11 protein-coding genes are annotated in these 18,282 nt (G+C 34.9%); 7 read left to right on the top strand and 4 right to left on the bottom strand.

Features of this window, described 5'->3' with window-relative positions; translation table 11 throughout:
* Window positions 1-8: 8 nt before the first annotated feature.
* On the bottom strand, window positions 9-908 hold the full coding sequence (locus RT99_RS12405) for a FecR family protein (protein WP_042565075.1): 900 nt from the start codon (window positions 906-908) through the stop codon (window positions 9-11).
* A gap of 48 nt (window positions 909-956) precedes the next feature.
* Window positions 957-1,472 (bottom strand): RNA polymerase sigma factor, encoded by a 516-nt coding sequence (locus tag RT99_RS12400; RefSeq protein WP_042565074.1) that lies wholly within the window; start codon window positions 1,470-1,472, stop codon window positions 957-959.
* A 200-nt stretch (window positions 1,473-1,672) separates the two neighbouring features.
* On the opposite strand from RT99_RS12400, the gene RT99_RS12395 reads away from it, so the two are divergent.
* The 3 genes from RT99_RS12395 to RT99_RS12385 all read left to right on the top strand — a co-directional run bounded on the left by RT99_RS12395 (window position 1,673) and on the right by RT99_RS12385 (window position 6,568).
* A complete protein-coding gene (locus RT99_RS12395; RefSeq protein ID WP_042565073.1) occupies window positions 1,673-2,692 on the top strand; it encodes a hypothetical protein in 1,020 nt (339 codons plus the stop codon).
* 143 nt (window positions 2,693-2,835) lie between these two features.
* Window positions 2,836-3,657: a phospholipase A gene (locus RT99_RS12390; protein ID WP_042565072.1), complete on the top strand. Its 822-nt coding sequence runs from the start codon at window positions 2,836-2,838 to the stop codon at window positions 3,655-3,657.
* 637 nt (window positions 3,658-4,294) lie between these two features.
* On the top strand, window positions 4,295-6,568 hold the full coding sequence (locus RT99_RS12385) for a polyprenyl synthetase family protein (protein WP_042565071.1): 2,274 nt from the start codon (window positions 4,295-4,297) through the stop codon (window positions 6,566-6,568).
* A 113-nt stretch (window positions 6,569-6,681) separates the two neighbouring features.
* Here RT99_RS12385 and RT99_RS12380 read toward each other — a convergent pair whose 3' ends face one another.
* Window positions 6,682-9,054 (bottom strand): TonB-dependent receptor domain-containing protein, encoded by a 2,373-nt coding sequence (locus RT99_RS12380; RefSeq protein ID WP_042565070.1) that lies wholly within the window; start codon window positions 9,052-9,054, stop codon window positions 6,682-6,684.
* 58 nt (window positions 9,055-9,112) lie between these two features.
* On the opposite strand from RT99_RS12380, the gene RT99_RS12375 reads away from it, so the two are divergent.
* On the top strand, window positions 9,113-10,831 hold the full coding sequence (locus tag RT99_RS12375; protein ID WP_042565069.1) for a histidine kinase: 1,719 nt from the start codon (window positions 9,113-9,115) through the stop codon (window positions 10,829-10,831).
* Window positions 10,828-11,523 (top strand): LytTR family DNA-binding domain-containing protein, encoded by a 696-nt coding sequence (locus tag RT99_RS12370; protein WP_042565068.1) that lies wholly within the window; start codon window positions 10,828-10,830, stop codon window positions 11,521-11,523. Before RT99_RS12375 ends, RT99_RS12370 begins: the two co-directional genes overlap by 4 nt.
* A gap of 5 nt (window positions 11,524-11,528) precedes the next feature.
* Here RT99_RS12370 and RT99_RS12365 read toward each other — a convergent pair whose 3' ends face one another.
* Window positions 11,529-13,280: a CocE/NonD family hydrolase gene (locus RT99_RS12365; RefSeq protein ID WP_042565067.1), complete on the bottom strand. Its 1,752-nt coding sequence runs from the start codon at window positions 13,278-13,280 to the stop codon at window positions 11,529-11,531.
* Window positions 13,281-13,437: 157 nt separating this feature from the next.
* Between RT99_RS12365 and RT99_RS12360 the strand changes: the two genes are divergently transcribed.
* Complete coding sequence (locus RT99_RS12360; protein WP_042565066.1) at window positions 13,438-14,103, top strand: M15 family metallopeptidase; 666 nt, start codon at window positions 13,438-13,440, stop codon at window positions 14,101-14,103.
* Window positions 14,104-14,670: 567 nt separating this feature from the next.
* Window positions 14,671-18,216, top strand: coding sequence for a T9SS sorting signal type C domain-containing protein (locus RT99_RS12355; RefSeq protein ID WP_042565065.1), 3,546 nt, complete (start codon window positions 14,671-14,673; stop codon window positions 18,214-18,216).
* Window positions 18,217-18,282 lie beyond the last annotated feature (66 nt).

The following is an 18,282-nucleotide window of genomic DNA, read 5'->3' as shown; positions in this document are numbered from 1 at the left end:
AAGAACATTTATTTTTCGTCAAAAATTATTTTATTTTTTGAGACTTTTTTAGTCTCCAAATGATACGTTGTACTAATAATCTGCAAAGCTATATCAAGGTTTTTGGCGGGTAATTTTCCCGTAAATAAGGAAACTGTATCTTTTGTGTTTAATTCGATCTTAATATTATATTGCCTTTCGACTTCTTCTAACAGCGTTCGGATATTTTCTTTATAAAAACATATTTGATTTTCTGTCCATTCCGGTTTTAAGGAACGTACTGTCATTTTAGTTTGTTTTCCGTTTTCAAAACTAACGCTTTGCCCGTGTGTCAATAAAATTTGAAAGTTTGCGTAATTTACTTTTACACGACCTTCGTAACACACTACATCAAACCTGTTTTTTCTGGCTTTTACGTTAAATTGAGTTCCCAAAACCGATACTTTTCCCAGACTGGTCTGTACTTCAAAACGTCGGCCTTTGGCTACCCTGAAATAAGCTTCACCTTTTAGTTCAAGACGCCTGTTATTATCCCAGTTCCATTTTTTATAATTTATTTCAGAACCTGAATTTAGTACAACTTCAGAATTGTCAGGTAATAAAAAAGTTGTTTTTTCTCCAAAACTTGCAGTTTCCGTTTGTGGTACAAAAAATTTCAGCAAAAAGGTTATCCCAAGTGCCAGAACAAAAATAGCTGCTGCTCTAAACATCCAGTTATTGTGTAAAGGAATCTCTTTTGGAGTTTCTTTTTTCTGATTAAGAATGTTCGACAGCATAGCGTTCTCATCAAAATCATCTATTTCCAAATGTTCTGTATAATTTTTTATTTTTTGGTATTTTTCAAAATCGGGACTTGCTTTAAATTCAGCTAATTCATCTTCCGACAAATCATTGTTGAGCCATTTTGCTAATAAGCGATTCTTTTTCATTGTGCTACTATTATATATTAAAACAATTGGAACTAAATTTACCCTACTTTATAAATCAATTTCTTTACGAAGACTTAACAATGCCAAGTGAATGCGTTTTTCGACAGCTTTTACGCTAATGTTTAATTCCAGGGCAATTTCACTGTATTTTTTTCCATCAATTCGATGCATCAAAAAGGCAACACGCTGTTTTTCGTTTAAGTTTTCGATAGCTTTCAAAAGTTTAGACTGAAATTGTTTTTCCTCTAAAAGATATTCCGGGTTTTCATTTGTTTTGTCTAAGCCTGTGAAGTTTTTTTCATATTTCAACACCACTTTCTGGTGTGCAATTTCATTAAGACTACTATTGTTTGCAATCGTATAGATGTACGATTTTGCTTTTTCCAAAGGTACCGAAGCGCAGTTTTGCCAAAGTTTTACAAATGCTTCCTGTGCTATATCTTCTGCCTGATCTAAATTGCCAAATTTGTAAAAAAGGAAATTGCGAAGTGCTTTTATGTGACTTTTAAAAAAAGACGAAAAGACTATTTCATCACAAGTATTTGATTCGGTTTTATTTGGCATTTGGATTTTTCAATTTGTAGTAGCAAAAGTATTTGTTTTTACTTTAAGTAGGGTAAAAGTAAAGCTGATTGTTTTATAAGAGTAAAAAATAAATTTTCTTATGATAATTAACAATTTAAAAAAGTGAAACAGAAACCCTTAATACCAGATTTATTAAAAAGCAGTTTCTTAAATTTTATTACCTTTGTAAAAATATAAGTATGTTCCCTTTCAAAAAATATTTATCAATAGCAGTCCTTTTAGTCTTATTGTCTTGTCAAAACGACAGAGATGAGCAGGGAAACAATGCGCAGGGAACAATTACAAGTGTTTCTCCTCTCACCACTTATTTGCAAAGAGTGGCAATGGTACCAACAGTACAGGATAATGTAATCGACGGTTCTACTTACTGTACTATAAAACTTCCTTATACTGTTACTGTTAATAATGAGCAAATTGCCGTTAATACAACTGCTGATTATCAAAAAGTAGTAGATAATATCAATGCAAATACTTACGATGACGATATTGTAAAAATAGATTTTCCGGTAACGATGGTTTACTACAATTACGTACAAAAACTAATTGAGAATGAAAATGATTTTAATGATTTAATCGATTATTGGAATCTTTACCCTGATCTTTTATCCAAAATTAATGGGTTAAATATTAATTATCCTATCACAATTAACATCTATAACAGCGCCAGTCAATTTGCAAGTTCTCAGTCGATTATAAGTGATGAGGCCTTTTTTAATTTTATAAAAAAACTGAATGGCAGTCAGTATATTTCATTAAATTATCCAATTTCTGTAGTAGATTATCATAATCAGGTAAAGGCGATTACGAATAATTTGGAGTTCGAAAATGCTATAAAATATGCTATTGATTACTGTCCGGAAAATAACATTGTAACACTTGATTTTACAGAGACACTAACAAATGGTTCCTGGAAAATAGCTTATTATTTTGATGATTCAGAAAAAACGCTTTCTTATAGTGATTATTGGTTTATATTTAAAAGTGACAAATCGGTAATTGCTAAAAAAGGAGCAATTGCAGAAACTGGAACATGGGAAAGTACGGTGGTGAATAACGTTAGGGAATTAAAAATAAATTTCAGTTCAGAATTACTTGGTAAATTAAGTTGTAATTGGAAATTGTTTGAATTTAATAATTCCCAAATAAGGTTACGTGATGTAACTGATAGCACCAATTATCTCTATTTTGAAAAATTATAAGTTCTTTTCCCTGAAAGAATTTTAAATAAAATATTCCTCTTGCATTTTTTGAGTTAACTCTCCTTTTTATTGAGTTAACATGGTTTATTAAAATCATGGATATTTATAGAAATTAATAAATTATCTCAATTTAATCCATATAAATGCATTTCAAATACCTATTGATCTTTTTCATTTTGTTTTCACTCAACGCAAATTCACAAATTGTAGAAGATAAAAAAAATTTTCGCGCAGCAGATTCCTTATTAAAGGAAAATAGTTTTTCTGTTCATAGGGATAATTATTTTTTAACGGGTGTGCCAATAAATGCCCCAATTACTAAAAACTCTGCCGATGTAAAATATCAGGTTAGTTTTAAGTTACGATTGCGCTCAAAGCCTATATTCGCAGGTTTTTATCCCTATTTACTATACACTCAAAAAGCTTTTTGGGATATTTATGCCAACTCAAAACCATTTTCCGAAATTAATTTTAATCCTGGTGTGGCTATTGTTCGACCATTTTATTTAAAAGGAGGAAGGCTAACCTACGGAACAGTTTCGTTTGAACACGAATCAAACGGCAGAGATTCTATTTATTCCAGAACATGGAATATGCTTGCCTTTTCATTAAAATCACAGATTTCCCCACGATGGACAGTTGGGTTACGGGGATGGATTCCGCTTGTTGATAAGGAAGATAATCCCGGACTTACAAAATATGTCGGTTATGGCGAAGCAAGTGCAACTTACCAGATAAAGCCGGGACGATGGAGCGCAGACGTTCTTTTTAGAAAAGGAAGCGGCCTTATCAATTACGGATCATTGCAGACACAGGTAAACTGGAGACCATACAAAAATGAAAATTATTATCTCACACTACAGTGGTTTGTGGGTTATACAGAAAGTTTGATTGATTATCAGGAACACAAAAGCATGATTCGTTTGGGATTTACAATCAAGCCTGAAAATATGGGCATTTTCTAAATTACTTTATATTTCATTGTACTTTTTACTTTAACTAACGAAGTAAAAAGATATTCCTTGTTTGCAATAAAACCATTTCAGGTATTATCCAATTTTTTCATCTTACAAGAACAAAAATACAAAATATCTTTTTTACTGATTTGTAATTGCTTTAGTGTATAAGTGGTTATAAGTCAGTTAAATATGTTGGGTGCTATTTGGTTGATAAATTAATTTTAGTATCTTTATTCTTATAAAATTTACTTTTATATAATCCTGATTTTCCAGGAATTTGTATACTGCAGAATCAGATAACGCATAAATAAAGAGCGCTGGCGGTTTGGGTCCAGTCAGATAATATATCTAAAGAAGGCATATCTGCCTTTTAATTACAAGCCATATTTTTATAGAATTAGACTCATTTACGGTATTAGAGATTTATGAGAGAAGATAGAAATGTTAAGTATTTTACATTAACAAAATGATTGATTTATAACTCTCCAATTATATTAATTTCTGAATTCATTATTCCTGTTTTCAGTCTTACACTGTATTGAGCTGCATAGCATTTAATTTCTAATACTATTTTCGCAATCGAAAAGACTTTGGAGAGCGGAGGTAAATATATTATTTAATAATAACTAATATGTCTAAAACTATGAAACAAGAAACCGACGCTCAACAAACAGATTTAAAAATTATTTTAGCTGATTATGATTCCACATGGCCCGCTGATGGCCCGATCGATTTAGATATTCATGACCTTCCACACGATGCATCCGGAATCGAATGGTGGTATCAAAATTGTCATTTGACTTCTAAAGATGGTAAACGGCTTTCTTTATTCGCTTCCTTTTTCAGGGCGGCAAAAAGAGATGAGCATACAGGAAATTTAAACCATACACATTCTGTAATCTGGTCCTTATCAGACATCGACGGGAAAAAGTATTATACGGACTCTCTTGTAGATAGAAGTTTACCAAGTGAAGCATTAAAAATGATTAAGAAATACGACGAAAAAAATGTGGGAACCAAATGGATTCGCCGTGCATTAAAAGAGGTGTATGAGAAAGGAAATGTGCCGCTGCCTGACAGATTTCTTAAAAAAACTGTTACTGTAGGGACGAAGAATCTTTCACTTGAATATGATGAGAATTCTTTTAAGAAAGAGGAACAGGGCAACTATCATTTAAATCTGGAAAACCCATCGAAAGGAATCGCTTGCAGACTTGATTTTGTTCCATTAACAAATCCGGTAAGACATGGAAACAATGGAGTGGGGAGCAGTATAGGAAGAGAAGATCTGTTTTATTATTTTATTCCAAAATGTGAGGTAAGCGGGGAGATCCTGATCGATAATACAGTTTACAATGTAGAGGGCAGTGGTTGGTATGATCATGAATTCGGCAGGTCTGTAGATGAAAACCCAAACTTTGACCTTGAGCATGATCTGGCCTGGAACTGGATAGCACTCCAGCTGGATAATGGCTGCCAGATATCCGGATATAATCTTTTTGATAATAAAATTAATGGTGCACATGCTGGAGGTATAGTAATTATGATAGCTCCGGATGGTGAAATAAACAGAACAGAAGATTTTTCATTTACTCCTGAAGATTACTGGACAAGCGTTCAAACTTTTATTTCGTATCCCGTTTCCTGGAGATTGGAAATCCCAGAATTTAATATTTCTCTTTCTGTTAAAGCTGAATTTCCGGAACAAGAGTTTATTACGATTCTCTCTCCGCCGGCAATTTGGGAAGGATGTGTAAATGCTACAGGAAGTTTTATGGCAGCAGAAGTTTCCGGCCCTGGATATATTGAAATAAACGGATTTAATACTACTATAAATATTGAAAATTTCTTAAAAAATGTTGGTAAGGCAACGCAAAAGGCGATAGAATCATTACTGCCTTTAGACCCTACTGACGATGAGTTTTACAGATTGGTAAACAGTTCGCTGGGAACTTCTTTTTTTAGCACTGCTGATAAAGAACAATATGTTTCGACGGTTATCAAACCAATCAGGGAAGTTGTTGATCGTAATAAAAAATCCTGGCGGTCTTATGTGTTTTTAGCTTGTATAGACGTTGTTGGCGGAAACTCCCAGCCGTTTGTCGACTGGCTCGCCATGCTAGAGATCATACATACAGGATCATTAATTGTAGATGACGTGCAGGACAAGTCTGATACACGCAGAGGAGGCACCGCTTTGCATTTGATGTACGGAGAAGCACTTGCAATTAATGCGGGCAATGCCTGTTATTTTATTGGAGAATTGATGATGCATAGTCCGAAGCTTCCAGAACATATCCGGCTGCAGGTATATGAATTTTATTTTGGAATGATGCGTGCTGGGCATGCAGGCCAGGCAATGGATATTAGCGGGCTTCATTATCTCATGCCAGATGCAGTAAATAGTGGGGATAACACATTACTGGAAAAGAGGATTTATACGATACACCGGTTAAAAACAGCAGCCTCTTCATGTACATTGGCCAAAATGGGAGCACTGTTAGGAGGGGGCAAACCGGAAGAAATAAATGCGCTTGGTGTTTTTTTTGAAGCCATTGGTGTCGCCTATCAAATAATGGATGATGTATTGAATTTGCAGGGGTACGACAATAACAGAGATAAAGGAGAAGATATTACAGCGGGAAAAATAACCATGCCTGTTGCCAAAGCAATGGGTTTATTGCCTTTGGATAAACGTGAATATGTTTGGGAAATAATTCAAACAATGCCTACAGACAGAGCGATTATAGAATCTGTAATTGTTACATTGCAAAATTGTGGTGCCATTGCCGCCTGTAGGCAGGAAGCAGAAGAGCTTGTAGAGGAGGCCTGGAAAAAAGTAGATGAAGTAGTAGAAGATTCATTTTTTAAAATAAGAATCCGGGCCTTTGGCTGGTTTGCATTGAAAAAAGGATAATGTGATATGAAGAATATATTTTCTTCTGAAAAACCACTCCAATCGAGTGGTTTTGTGTTTTATACTTTTTTACAAACCATTCGAACTTCATTTGATTAACTAGCAGCTTAAATTTAATTACGATTAGCACTATTGGCTTGTCTGATCACTTTTGGATCGGTTAGGTTAAAACGATAAACAAAACTTAGTCGGTATCGGGCAGCGTTAGGTATGCTTACTTCTTTAAATAAATAATCGGTGCCAGTTGTGGTGTTTTTGTTCTGACGCAAATTAAAAGCGTTGCTTACATCAAATACAATTGTTGCTTTGTCTTTTAATAAAGTTTTGCTCAAACCAAAATCGATTGATTGCAATGCTGCATTTGTGGTTTGTGCATTTTGCTGTTCTCCACGAAAGTTATAGCGTCCCTGAAAACTAAATTTGGCCGGCAATTTAATCTGCGTACTTAATCGTCCTGTAAAAGTTTCTCCGTTATAATCAAGGTTTTTTTCCTGATAATTTCCTTTCTGTACAAAGCTGTAAAAGTTCATTTCTACATTTATCTGTAACCATTTTAACGGATTGTATAATGTAGAAAGTTCAAAACCAGTGCGCGTTTCGTAGTCAATATTAATTGGTGTTGTATAAAATATATCATTCTCACGGTAAGTAAAATCCTGAATATAATTTTTTTCTCTTTGGTAATAAACAGAAGGATTCAGGGTTAGTTTTTTCCAGGTTTTAAGAAAACCCAGTTCAAATGCATCGGTATAAGAAGGATTAAGATCTGGATTTCCAATATATTGTGCGTTTAAATCCGTCAGTTCATTAAAAGGATATAAAGCATACAAAGCCGGGCGGTTAATGCGTTTGCTGTAATTAAGCTGCAAAGTCGAAGTTTCAAACTTATAACTCATATTAACAGTAGGGAATAGTTTTGCGTAATTTTTCTTGTCGTCGTATGTGTTTTTAATATCTGTAATAGAAATTTGGGTTAGTTCTGTACGCAAACCCAGCATGTAATTGAATTGGCCTGCTTTGTTGCTAAATTGAGCATATGCGCTGGAAATGGTCTCAGTATATTTCAAATTATTATCAATGTTTTGATAAATTGTCCAGTCATTTTCTTGTTGCTGTTCGGCCAAAAAATCGCTGGAGACTTTGCGAATCTCACTTTTTATACCAAATTCAAATACCGAAACACTATCAATAGGTTGTAAAAAATCACTCTGGATAAGTAAATCTTTACTGTTGCCTATTGATTTTGTTCTAATTCCGCGATAAGTTACTGGAGTTGGAAATAAACGCTCTGTTGAAAGATTCCAGTTTTTATCGCTGTTCCACCAATCGTATTGAACGTTAATAGTCCATTTTTTTGCCTCTTGTTTAAATGTTTGTGTATAGTTAAATTCTAATTGATTGTAATCCCTTTTTTCCAGTGATTTGCCTTCTCTTATTAAAGTGCTATCCAGGCTCGTATCGTTGCTGTAATCGTATTTTAGGTGAGTTTTATCATTATCATGTGTGGCATTCTTTAAAAAAGCTGCGGTAATAGTGTGGTGATCGTCAAAAAAATAATCAGCCCCAAGATACATCAGTTTTCCATCGTCGTGACGGTCTTCATTTTGCACACGGTTCATTAGACTTGGCGTGCCATTATTAATAGTGGACTGATTTGTTGTATACAAACCAACGTAATCAGATGAGCGAATGCTGAAATTTGAAAAAATATTGATTTTATCTGATTTGTAGTTGATACTTGGATTAAGACGGCTATCATTTGGTGAACCGGCCACCAATCGTACCTGACCATTAAAACCACTTTTTTTGTTTTTTTTCAATATAATATTAATAATTCCTGCAGAACCAGAAGCATCATATCTTGACGAAGGATTCGTAATAACTTCTATACGATCGATTTGGTCGGCAGCGATTTGATCAAGCGCGTTGGTTTGGGTAAGACCGGATTGTCGTCCATTAATAAGGACTAATACACTGCTGTTGCCACGAAGACTCACTCCGCCGGTTGGACTAACTGCAACAGACGGTACTCCATTTAAAACATCATTGGCAGAGCCATTTTGCGAAAGCACATCTTTACCAACTTCAAAAACCTTTTTATCCAGTTTTAAACTAATGTTTGGTTTTTGACCATTAATCTCTACGGCATTCAATTGAACTGCATCAGTAGCTAAACCAATAGTTCCTAATTCTATTTTTGCTTTACCCGAAATAATCTCCAATGGCTGCGTATAATTTTGATATCCCATAAAACTAAAAGAAATGGTCATTTTTCCTATTGGCAATTTTTCTAAACTAAAAACGCCATGCTCATCAGTAACACCAATTAGTACTGTTTTTAAGGCGCTGTCTTTTACCGCTATTGTTACATACGGCAATGCTTCTTTGGTGGTATTGTCCTGAACTTTTCCGGAAACAGTGGCTTGCTGCGCATTGGCCAAAAAGTGAAATAGTAAAATTAAAATACTGGTTATTAGGGTTTTCATGTTGATTGGTTATATAGTACAAGATTAGTTGATAAAATAAAATGAGACCTTTTAAAACATGCAAACGGCTCTAAGAGCTTTTGAAATGCATTTCTCAATTCGATATTTATTCTATCTTTATCTTATGTATCGACTGACCTTTTTTAGCGCTTTTTTACTGCTTTTGTTTACCTCGTGTAAACAGTATACTGATTATGTGAAATCGGATGCATCTTATTCTTATTATGTTAATGAAGATCGTGTACAAGATTATCTGGGTAAATCTGCAGAAGATCTTTTTAAAGTTCAAATACCGGTAAAGTTGATTAAACGTGATAATAATGCCGGACCATTAGGTTTACAGGTGAATGGTTTTGGTGCTTTTGATGTTTATTGGGATGGTATTTTTGTGGGAAGCAACGGTAAAATGGTCCAATCTGGTCAGCCCGAAGTAGCTGGCACTGAAACGACGTATTATGAAATACCCGAAAAAAGAGGCAATATTGGCTTGCACATGATCACTATTATTGGAACACAAACGCAATTGCGAGAAGCAAATCGTGGAATTGATATAAGACTCGAAAGCTTTTTAAGACTTCATCGCTCGCCGCTTATTGTAATGTCTTTTATGAATCTCATGGCAGGAGCTTTTCTTATTGCTGCTATTTATTATTTTTTTCTATACATAAACAGCACTCGTAAAGAAACAACTGTTTTGGTTTTTGGCATAATTTGTCTGCTTTTCTTCTGTCTTTTAATTATAGAATATGTCAAATTTTATGTAGACATTCCATATACTCAATTTTATACCCGTTTACAAATCGTGGGCTTGCTCACCTTTGCCATTTCAATTCTGGTTCCGTGGTATTTTATGCTGCAGTTTGACTTCAAAAAAAAGCGGTTGTTTTTGTTTCTTTTGTTTACCAGTCTTATTGTAATCTATATTACTAATTATGGACATTATGATATAACGGCGATTTATTTTAGCTATGCCATGTGTCTTATTTCTATTATTATAGCAGCAAATGCCACATTCCGAAAAATCAAAGGCGGATCGATTGTTGTCGCGGGCTTACTGGTAAGTGTTGTTGTTAATCGCTATATTTTCTATGATTTTGGATTGTTTATCGGTTTTACCATTATCGTACTTTCTATGTTGTATCTTCATACCATTCGGGCAAAAGCAATCGAAGAGGCTCATAATGCATCCTTATTACTTTCGTCAAGATTGCAGTTAGAACTGATCAAGAAAAATATTCAGCCGCATTTTCTTCGAAATACTTTAACCTCGTTGATCGATTGGGTTGAAGAATCACCACAGCAAGGCGTTGTATTTATTCGGGCACTGGCAGACGAATTTGATATTATGAATGCCATTTCCGAAGATACACTTATTCCTATTAGACAAGAAATTGAATTGTGTCGAAAACATCTGGAAGTAATGTCTTTTCGTAAAGAAGTTTGCTATGATTGGGAGGAAAAAAATATTGATGAAAATGAAGAAATTCCGCCTGCGATTATTCATACCATTATTGAAAACGGAATTACACACAGTTTACCACCCAAAAAAGGCTGTATTTGTTTTTGTTTAAGTTTTACAAAAGAAAAAAACTATAAAGAATATACATTACAAACGATTGCAAAAAACCGAAAAACTAGAAAAGAGAAAAGTAACGGAACAGGTTTTAAATATATCAGTGCCAGATTGAATGAAAGTTACGGTACCAACTGGCATTTTGATTCTCATGAAGTAGAGGAAGGCTGGATGACAACAATTAAAATTTTTGATAAAAGATGAAGATTCTGATTATTGAAGACGAGGCCAGAATTGCCAAACGAATAGAAAGAATGACGCGGGATTTTTTTGATAAGGAGACCGGGATTTTACTTTGTGATTCAGTTGAAAACGGATTAAGTATCATTGACCAAAATTCAATCGATTTGCTATTGCTGGATTTGAATTTAAACGGCGAAGATGGGTTTGATGTTCTGCAAAATGTGGTAGCAAGGTCATTTCAAACCATTATTATTTCGGCTTATACAGATAAGGCAATTACAGCATTTGGTTATGGAGTTCTGGACTTTGTAGGCAAACCCTTTGATGAAAACAGATTGACACAAGCTTTTAGACGTTTTACTTCACCAGAAAAACAACCCAATGGAGATCTTCAGTTTTTAGCAGTAAAAAAAGGGAAAACCATTAGACTGGTCTCCATTAAAGATATCCGATACATTAAAGGCGCGGGAATTTATACCGAATTGCATTTATCAGATAACCGTATTGAACTTCATGATAAATCTTTAGAATCTCTGGAAAAATTACTTCCCTCAACTTTCGAGCGAATACACAAATCGTTTATTGTCTGCTGGAACGAAGCCGATAAACTCATTGTAGAACCCGGAGGGAAATACAGCATGTTACTTAAAAATGCCGAACTTTTGCCTGTAGGCCGATCTAAGTACAAGGAAATTCGCCATAAAATGATTTGATTTTGTTATCTCAAAACAGGAATTTTCACAAAACTATCGGTATACCATTTTATTTGCAAAGGCACTTTTGCATCTTTAATAGTTTCATCGCTTACTTCTTTATCAGTTCCATAATTTAATTGAGAAAACGAATTTTTATTTACATCGATAACAATAAGCAATCTGCTTCCTTTGCTTAATTGCTTGCTTACCAAATGCGTATTCGAAAAAGAAATTGTTTCAATAGCATCAGGCTTTAGCAATTGTCTTTTTTCAATATTTTTTGCATAACTGGCGCGGCCAATGTAATAGGACAAATGAAAATATTCGCCATTTGGCAATACTTCATAAACAGTTACACCCAAATCAACATCTCTTTTATTGATACTTATTTTTAATTCTCCTAAAAAGGAACCGTTTACAATTACAGGTTCTTTTAATGGATCACTTATAAAACGAAATCCACTCGTTGTATCAATTTCTTTTTTAATTATCGGATCTGGATAATAATCGTTATTGCTGCTTTTCTGTCTGTCAGCAAGATCTATTTGTTGTAATAGAAAATCATTTTTACCGGATTTTTTAGAGTTTGCCGTATAAAAATTTCCGGACTTAGTATTTGTTAAATAAAAAGTCAGAAAGCCGTTGTGCATTTTATCTATTGAAGGAGCACTTCGCCATGAGTTTGCGCCCATAACTTCATAATTGATTTTATCTTTTAGCACTTCTGGTTTAGTTCCGTTCTTCAAAATAAAATCAAACCATTGATACGTAATTTTTTTGATATCGATTAATGCCAACGAATCAACTTTATAATCATTTATAACAGCCTCACCGCCAATTTGGGTTCCAAAATGCCCGTATGGACCAATAATTAAATAAGCCGGCGTATTGGGATTGTATTTTTGAAGTTCTCTTAAATAATATAAACTTGAATTTTGAGAATCGTTATAATAGCCATCAAAAGCTAAAACGGGAATATTTATTTGTGCAAAATCTAATTTGTACGGAGCCATTTTTTGCCAGTAATTATCAAATGCAGGATGACTTATCCATTTTTGAAACAATCTATTTGGTTCGCCATCAATACTGTCCAGTTTTTTGTAGGCCGTACCGGATTCCCACCATTTCGATTGCATTGTTCTAAAACGCTGCCTGTTATTTCCCGAAACCGTATCTAAATATTTATTATTGCTAACATAAAAAGCCCACTCGTAATTTGGATTAATAAAAATATTATTTTCCATTGGCAAACCCATTCCGGGTCTGTTAGCAACATAAGGAACAATTGTTTTTAATGCCGGATGAACTGTTTTGCAAGCCGCCCATTGCGTAAAACCATTGTAACTGCCACCAAACATTCCAACACTTCCGTTGCACCATTTTTGTTTGCTAATCCAGTCAATGGCGTCATACACATCGGTGTTTTCATTCTCGTACGGATTTATTTCATTTGGACTAAACCGTTTTCCTCTGCTATATATCATTATACCAACATAACCATGATCTGCAGATTCTTTTAAGGTTTTTAGATCTCTGCCTTTGTCTCTGACATAAATTGTATATTGAAGAATTACCGGTTTCGGAGTAGTATCTTCTTTTTTGCGAACAATTATGGCTGATAAAATCGCGCCATCACGGGTTTTTACCGAAACGCTATCCTGAATATCATAATCGCTTGTTTGGCTCGTCAATTTAGTAGCCTTTCTTTGCTGAGCCGATAAATTGAGAACAACTAAAAATAAACTTATAAATAATAGGATTCTTTTATTGCACATAATTAGAAAGTTAAATGAATTCTAATTAATAGACAACAATTATTGAAAAGTGTTACAATTAAAGCAGATGTTTAGCTATAATTAACTTTGATTTTAGAGCCGGTTTTTTGTTTTAAGCTGTTTTGACTATATTTACTTCATACAATAAATCTTCACAATGAAAATAAATCTTCTGCTATATATTCAATTCTCATTCATTTTTGGATTTTTTTTCTCTGCAATTTCCATGAATGCTCAACATGAAGCTTATTCAAGCCCGGTAAAACACGAGATTGCAGATACGACTTTTGTGAATTTAAAAGATTATAGCAAAGATTTTATCTACGACATGAAATATGCAACTGAAGATAATTTTCTGAAAGCCAAAGTATATGATTGCGCCGAATGTGTTTTACGATTAAAAACGGTGCAGGCGCTAATTGCTGCCAATAAAGATTTTATGAAAAAAGGTTATAAAATAAAGCTGTACGATTGTTACAGACCTTTATTTATACAAAAGAGAATGTGGGAAATTGTATCGAATCCGGAGTATGTCGCAGATCCAAAAAAAGGTTCTATCCATAATAGAGGAGGTGCGGTTGATATTTCTATTGTTGACGCCAATGGAAAAGAAGTTGATATGGGAACTCCTTTTGATTTCTTCGGAATTAAAGCAAGTCACAATTATACCAAACTTTCAAGCAAAATAAAATCAAATCGTGCTTATCTTAAAAAAATAATGATTGCCAATGGCTTTAATTCATTCGATTCAGAGTGGTGGCATTATAATTTAAAAACCGGTTTAAAAGATAAGGTTTCCAATCAAAAATGGGATTGCGAATAACTATTCCGCATATCCAGATATCCACAAAAGTATTTTTTGTTATTCATTTAAGAAGTTTATCGCTTCTTAGATACTATTATTAATATCAATAAAATATTCAACTCGCTTAATCGTAGCAGACAATTTTTAGTTCTTTAAAATTGTTTTCCATGCACATAAAATTTCTTTAATTACTCCGTATTCTATTTTTTGTCGTGATTTATATCTGTTTATAAAACTTGAAGATATAATAATTTGATTTTCACTTATATAGGATTAAACTTATGTATTGAGATGTAAAAAAAAGTTAATTCTAACAAATTATTATTTCGGATGTTAAAAAAGAGAGAATAATCTTATTTTATCTGTCAAAGTGCATAATAATATACTGAATTATATATTATTGATTAATTTTTTTTGGTTAATTTCATCATCCTAGTTTTTTAACTACCTATATATTAGATAGTTGTGATTTTATATCCTCCTTGGAAAGAATGCTTTGACTAGCTCCTTTAGTCAGATATGCTTCTGTTTTTGTATAAGCCTCATTATTAACAAAAGTTTTTTTAACCATTAAAAAAAATTATTATGAGACTAAAATTATGTTTATTGCTCGTTTTTATTATTACTTTTTCCTGGGCGCAGACCACGAAAACATTTGTCACCAATGGAGCATTTCCTGTTCCTAATGGTGTAACTTCTATTAATGTAAGTGCATGGGGCGGAGGAGGATCCGGTGGAGGTGCGAGCGGTGCCGGATTGCTTTTAGGAAGAGGTGCTGCCGGTGGAGGTGGAGGTGCCTTTGCAAGCTCCACACTTACAGTTACTCCCGGAGCTACCTTGAATGTAGTGGTGGCTGGTCAAACTTTGGGAGCTTCCGGAGCTAATGGCACAGCAGGAGGCAATTCTACCATTTCAGGTTATGAATCTTTATTTCTAGCCGCTGGTGGTTCAGGTGGAGGAGCAAACAATGCAGGTGGAACACCTGTTGGTGGCATTGGAGGAACAGTTGCCAATTCTAAAGGAACAGTTCGTTTTGCAGGAACTTCAGGAGGCAATGGCAGTACCTCACTATTATCATTATTGCTTTCTTCAGGAGCTGGTGGTGCGGGGGCCAACGCAGGAGGCGCGGGAGGTCCGGGGTTATCGAGTCTAATTTTGGGTACTGCACCCGGAAATGCTGGTTCATCTCCAGGTGGCGGTGGCGGTGGGGCAATAAATTCTGCATTAGGTGCCGCTCAAGTTGGAGGAACTGGTGCGGCAGGTCAGCTAACTATTTCTTATACGTGTCCCACTTATAATGTTACCAGTACAACAGCAACTAATGTGTGTGCTTCTAGTGGTACAACATCAACAGTAACGTTAACTTCTGGCGCATCATCATTACCGGTTGGTAATTACGTAGTGACTTATAACAGAAGTAATCCCAGTGCTACAGCATTAACAGCAAATTTAACAGTAAGCACAGCAGGCACCGGTGTTTTTACGGCAGTAGGATTAAATACCGTGGGTTCTAGTACCATAACAGTAACCAAAATTACTTCTGCGACTTGTTCTTCAACTATTACTTCTAATAATACAGCCACAGTAATTATTTCGCCTGCAACAGTTGGCGGAACAGTAACAGGCGGAACAACAATTAATGCAGGAAGCACAAGTGGTTTATTAACTTTATCCGGTCATACAGGATCTGTGGTTAAATGGCAGTCAGCTGTAAGTCCGTTTACGACATGGGTTGATATTGCTAATACAAATACAACTTATACTTCAGGAGTATTAACAGCAACTACGCAATTTAGAGCAGTTGTACAAAGTGGGACTTGTGCAGCAGCAAATTCTGCTGCAACAACGGTTACAGTAGTGCCTTTACCTACTATAACGGGATTAGCTGCAAGTAATGTATGTACAAGTGCTAATGCACAAAGTACGGCGTTAAGTTACAGTGCAACAACGGGATCTCCAATTACCTATAGTATTGTTTGGAATTCTTCTCCAACAAATAGTTTTGCAGCTGTTACAGATGCAGCATTGCCATCTAGTCCAATTACGATTGCAGTTCCTGCGGGAGCTGTTGCCGGAACTTATACCGGAACATTGACTGTGAAAAATGCAAATGGTGGTGTAAGTACAGGTTCAGTTTTTACTGTAACCGTAAATGCAACTCCAACAATTGAATTTGATGGAATATTTTCTGAAGTTTGTGCAAACAACACTTCGCAAATATCAACTTTATTTTATAGTGCTTCTTCCGGAAATCCTACAAGTTATGCTATTGATTGGGACAGCACAGCAAATGCAGCTTTCTTAGATGATATTCCTGATACTCCAAACATTTTTGATCCCACTGGTAGTAAAATCCAAATCGAAATACCAGCAAATGTTTTGCCGGGAACCTACGAAGGATTATTTATATTGAAAAATGAATTTTGCAGTTCTCAATATCCGGTAACTATAACAATAACTCCAGAAACTGTTGGCGGAACAGTAACTGGTGGCACAACAATTAATTCTGGTGAAACAAGTGGTTTGCTGACTTTATCAGGTCATACAGGATTCGTTCTTAAGTGGCAGTCAGCTGTAAGCCCGTTTACGACATGGGTTGATATCGCAAATGTAAGTTCTATTTATTTTTCAGAGGCATTAACAGAAACTACACAATTTAGAGCTGTTGTACGAAGTGGAAATTGTGAAATTGTAAATTCTGATCCCACAACTGTAACAGTTGAGGATTTACCAACTATAAGCGGATTAAGTTCAGATAACGTATGTTTTAGTTCTAATCCGCAAAGTATATTGTTAAATTATACTGAAACAACCGGATCACCAGTTACCTACAGCATAGCATGGGATTCTTTTGCTCTGGTACACTTTACAAATGTTACTGATGCAGTATTACCGCCTGGTGCAATTACGATTCCAGTTGCTGCCGGAACTCCTGTCGATGATTATTCCGGTTTGTTGACCGTAAAAAACGCAAATGGTGATGTTAGTATTGGTACGGCTTTTACTGTATTTGTAAATGAAAAACCTACAATTACAACAAATGGAACAATCTCTCCGGTTTTTACAAGTACCAACTCGCAGACAACATCATTAGCATATACTGCAGTTACAGGAAACCCTACAGGATATTCTATTAATTGGGACGTTTTTTCAACTAATAGTCCAATAGATAATCAAGGTTTAACTCCATTCACTTTTGCTCCGGGCGGGGGCGTAATCAATACAATTGAAATATCTCCAAATATTCCGGAGGGAAGCTATGTTGGACTACTGACTATTTATAGCGGAACTTGTAAAACGGATCTAGCAGTAACAATAATAGTTAATGATGCGGTTGTACCACCAACAATAACATTAGCAGAATCAACAAATACTGTTTGTTCAAGTAATGATCTGCAAGGAACAGCGTTAAGCTACAGTGCAACAACGGGATCTCCGGTCTCTTATAGTATTGTTTGGGATTCTTCTCCTGCAAATAGTTTTGCAGCCGTTACAGATGTAGAATTACCTGCCAGCCCAATCAAGATTCTGATTCCTGCGGGAACTATTGGCGGAACTTATACCGGAACATTGACTGTAAAAGATGCGAACGGTGTGGTAAGTACAGGTTCGGTTTTTACAGTACCTATTAACCAATCGCCAGAAGTTACAATTACAACTACACCAGAAACATCTGGATCTTTGGGGAGTATTTTTGTAGAAAATTTACCTGAGGGTAATTCGTTGGTAGCGATTAGTCCAGGCGGAACAATTTACGAATCAAATACAGGTTCTTTACTTATTGATAACCTGTCATCCGGTACTTATCTTCTAAAAATAATTTCAGAGCAAGGTTGTGATCAGGACGTAACAGTTGGAGTTCCTTATCAATTTTTCGCACCAGAAGGTGCAAAATCGGCAAACAATTCAATTTCAATAGCTTCTGCAAACAAAGTGATTAACGTTGAAACTTTCAATGAAAATATTGATGAGGTTCTTGTTTATGATATGTCAGGTAGTTTACTCTACAAAAAAGAGAAAATTGGCGATTCTAAATTGGTTATAGATAATTTAACCAACCGTCATCAGATTTTGATAGTAAAAGTTGTTTTAGATAATAATCGAACTGAGACAAAAAAAGTAAGTTATTAAATTGAATTCAGGTTAAAATTTAAAAACCATTCCGTTTTGCGGAATGGTTTTTTTATGAGATAGAGC

It is taken from the genome of Flavobacterium sp. MEB061 (genome assembly GCF_000834715.1).
Lineage (GTDB): Bacteria > Bacteroidota > Bacteroidia > Flavobacteriales > Flavobacteriaceae > Flavobacterium > Flavobacterium pectinovorum.
Note: the sequence above shows the minus strand (reverse complement) of the source record. Positions and strands in the feature narration are given on the sequence as shown.

Coding starts and splice junctions, on each gene's coding strand:
- RT99_RS12405 (WP_042565075.1), bottom strand. CDS start 908: ATGAAAAAGAATCGCTTATTAGCAAAATGGCTCAACAATGATTTGTCG.
- RT99_RS12400 (WP_042565074.1), bottom strand. CDS start 1,472: ATGCCAAATAAAACCGAATCAAATACTTGTGATGAAATAGTCTTTTCG.
- RT99_RS12395 (WP_042565073.1), top strand. CDS start 1,673: ATGTTCCCTTTCAAAAAATATTTATCAATAGCAGTCCTTTTAGTCTTA.
- RT99_RS12390 (WP_042565072.1), top strand. CDS start 2,836: ATGCATTTCAAATACCTATTGATCTTTTTCATTTTGTTTTCACTCAAC.
- RT99_RS12385 (WP_042565071.1), top strand. CDS start 4,295: ATGAAACAAGAAACCGACGCTCAACAAACAGATTTAAAAATTATTTTA.
- RT99_RS12380 (WP_042565070.1), bottom strand. CDS start 9,054: ATGAAAACCCTAATAACCAGTATTTTAATTTTACTATTTCACTTTTTG.
- RT99_RS12375 (WP_042565069.1), top strand. CDS start 9,113: ATGCAAACGGCTCTAAGAGCTTTTGAAATGCATTTCTCAATTCGATAT.
- RT99_RS12370 (WP_042565068.1), top strand. CDS start 10,828: ATGAAGATTCTGATTATTGAAGACGAGGCCAGAATTGCCAAACGAATA.
- RT99_RS12365 (WP_042565067.1), bottom strand. CDS start 13,280: ATGTGCAATAAAAGAATCCTATTATTTATAAGTTTATTTTTAGTTGTT.
- RT99_RS12360 (WP_042565066.1), top strand. CDS start 13,438: ATGAAAATAAATCTTCTGCTATATATTCAATTCTCATTCATTTTTGGA.
- RT99_RS12355 (WP_042565065.1), top strand. CDS start 14,671: ATGAGACTAAAATTATGTTTATTGCTCGTTTTTATTATTACTTTTTCC.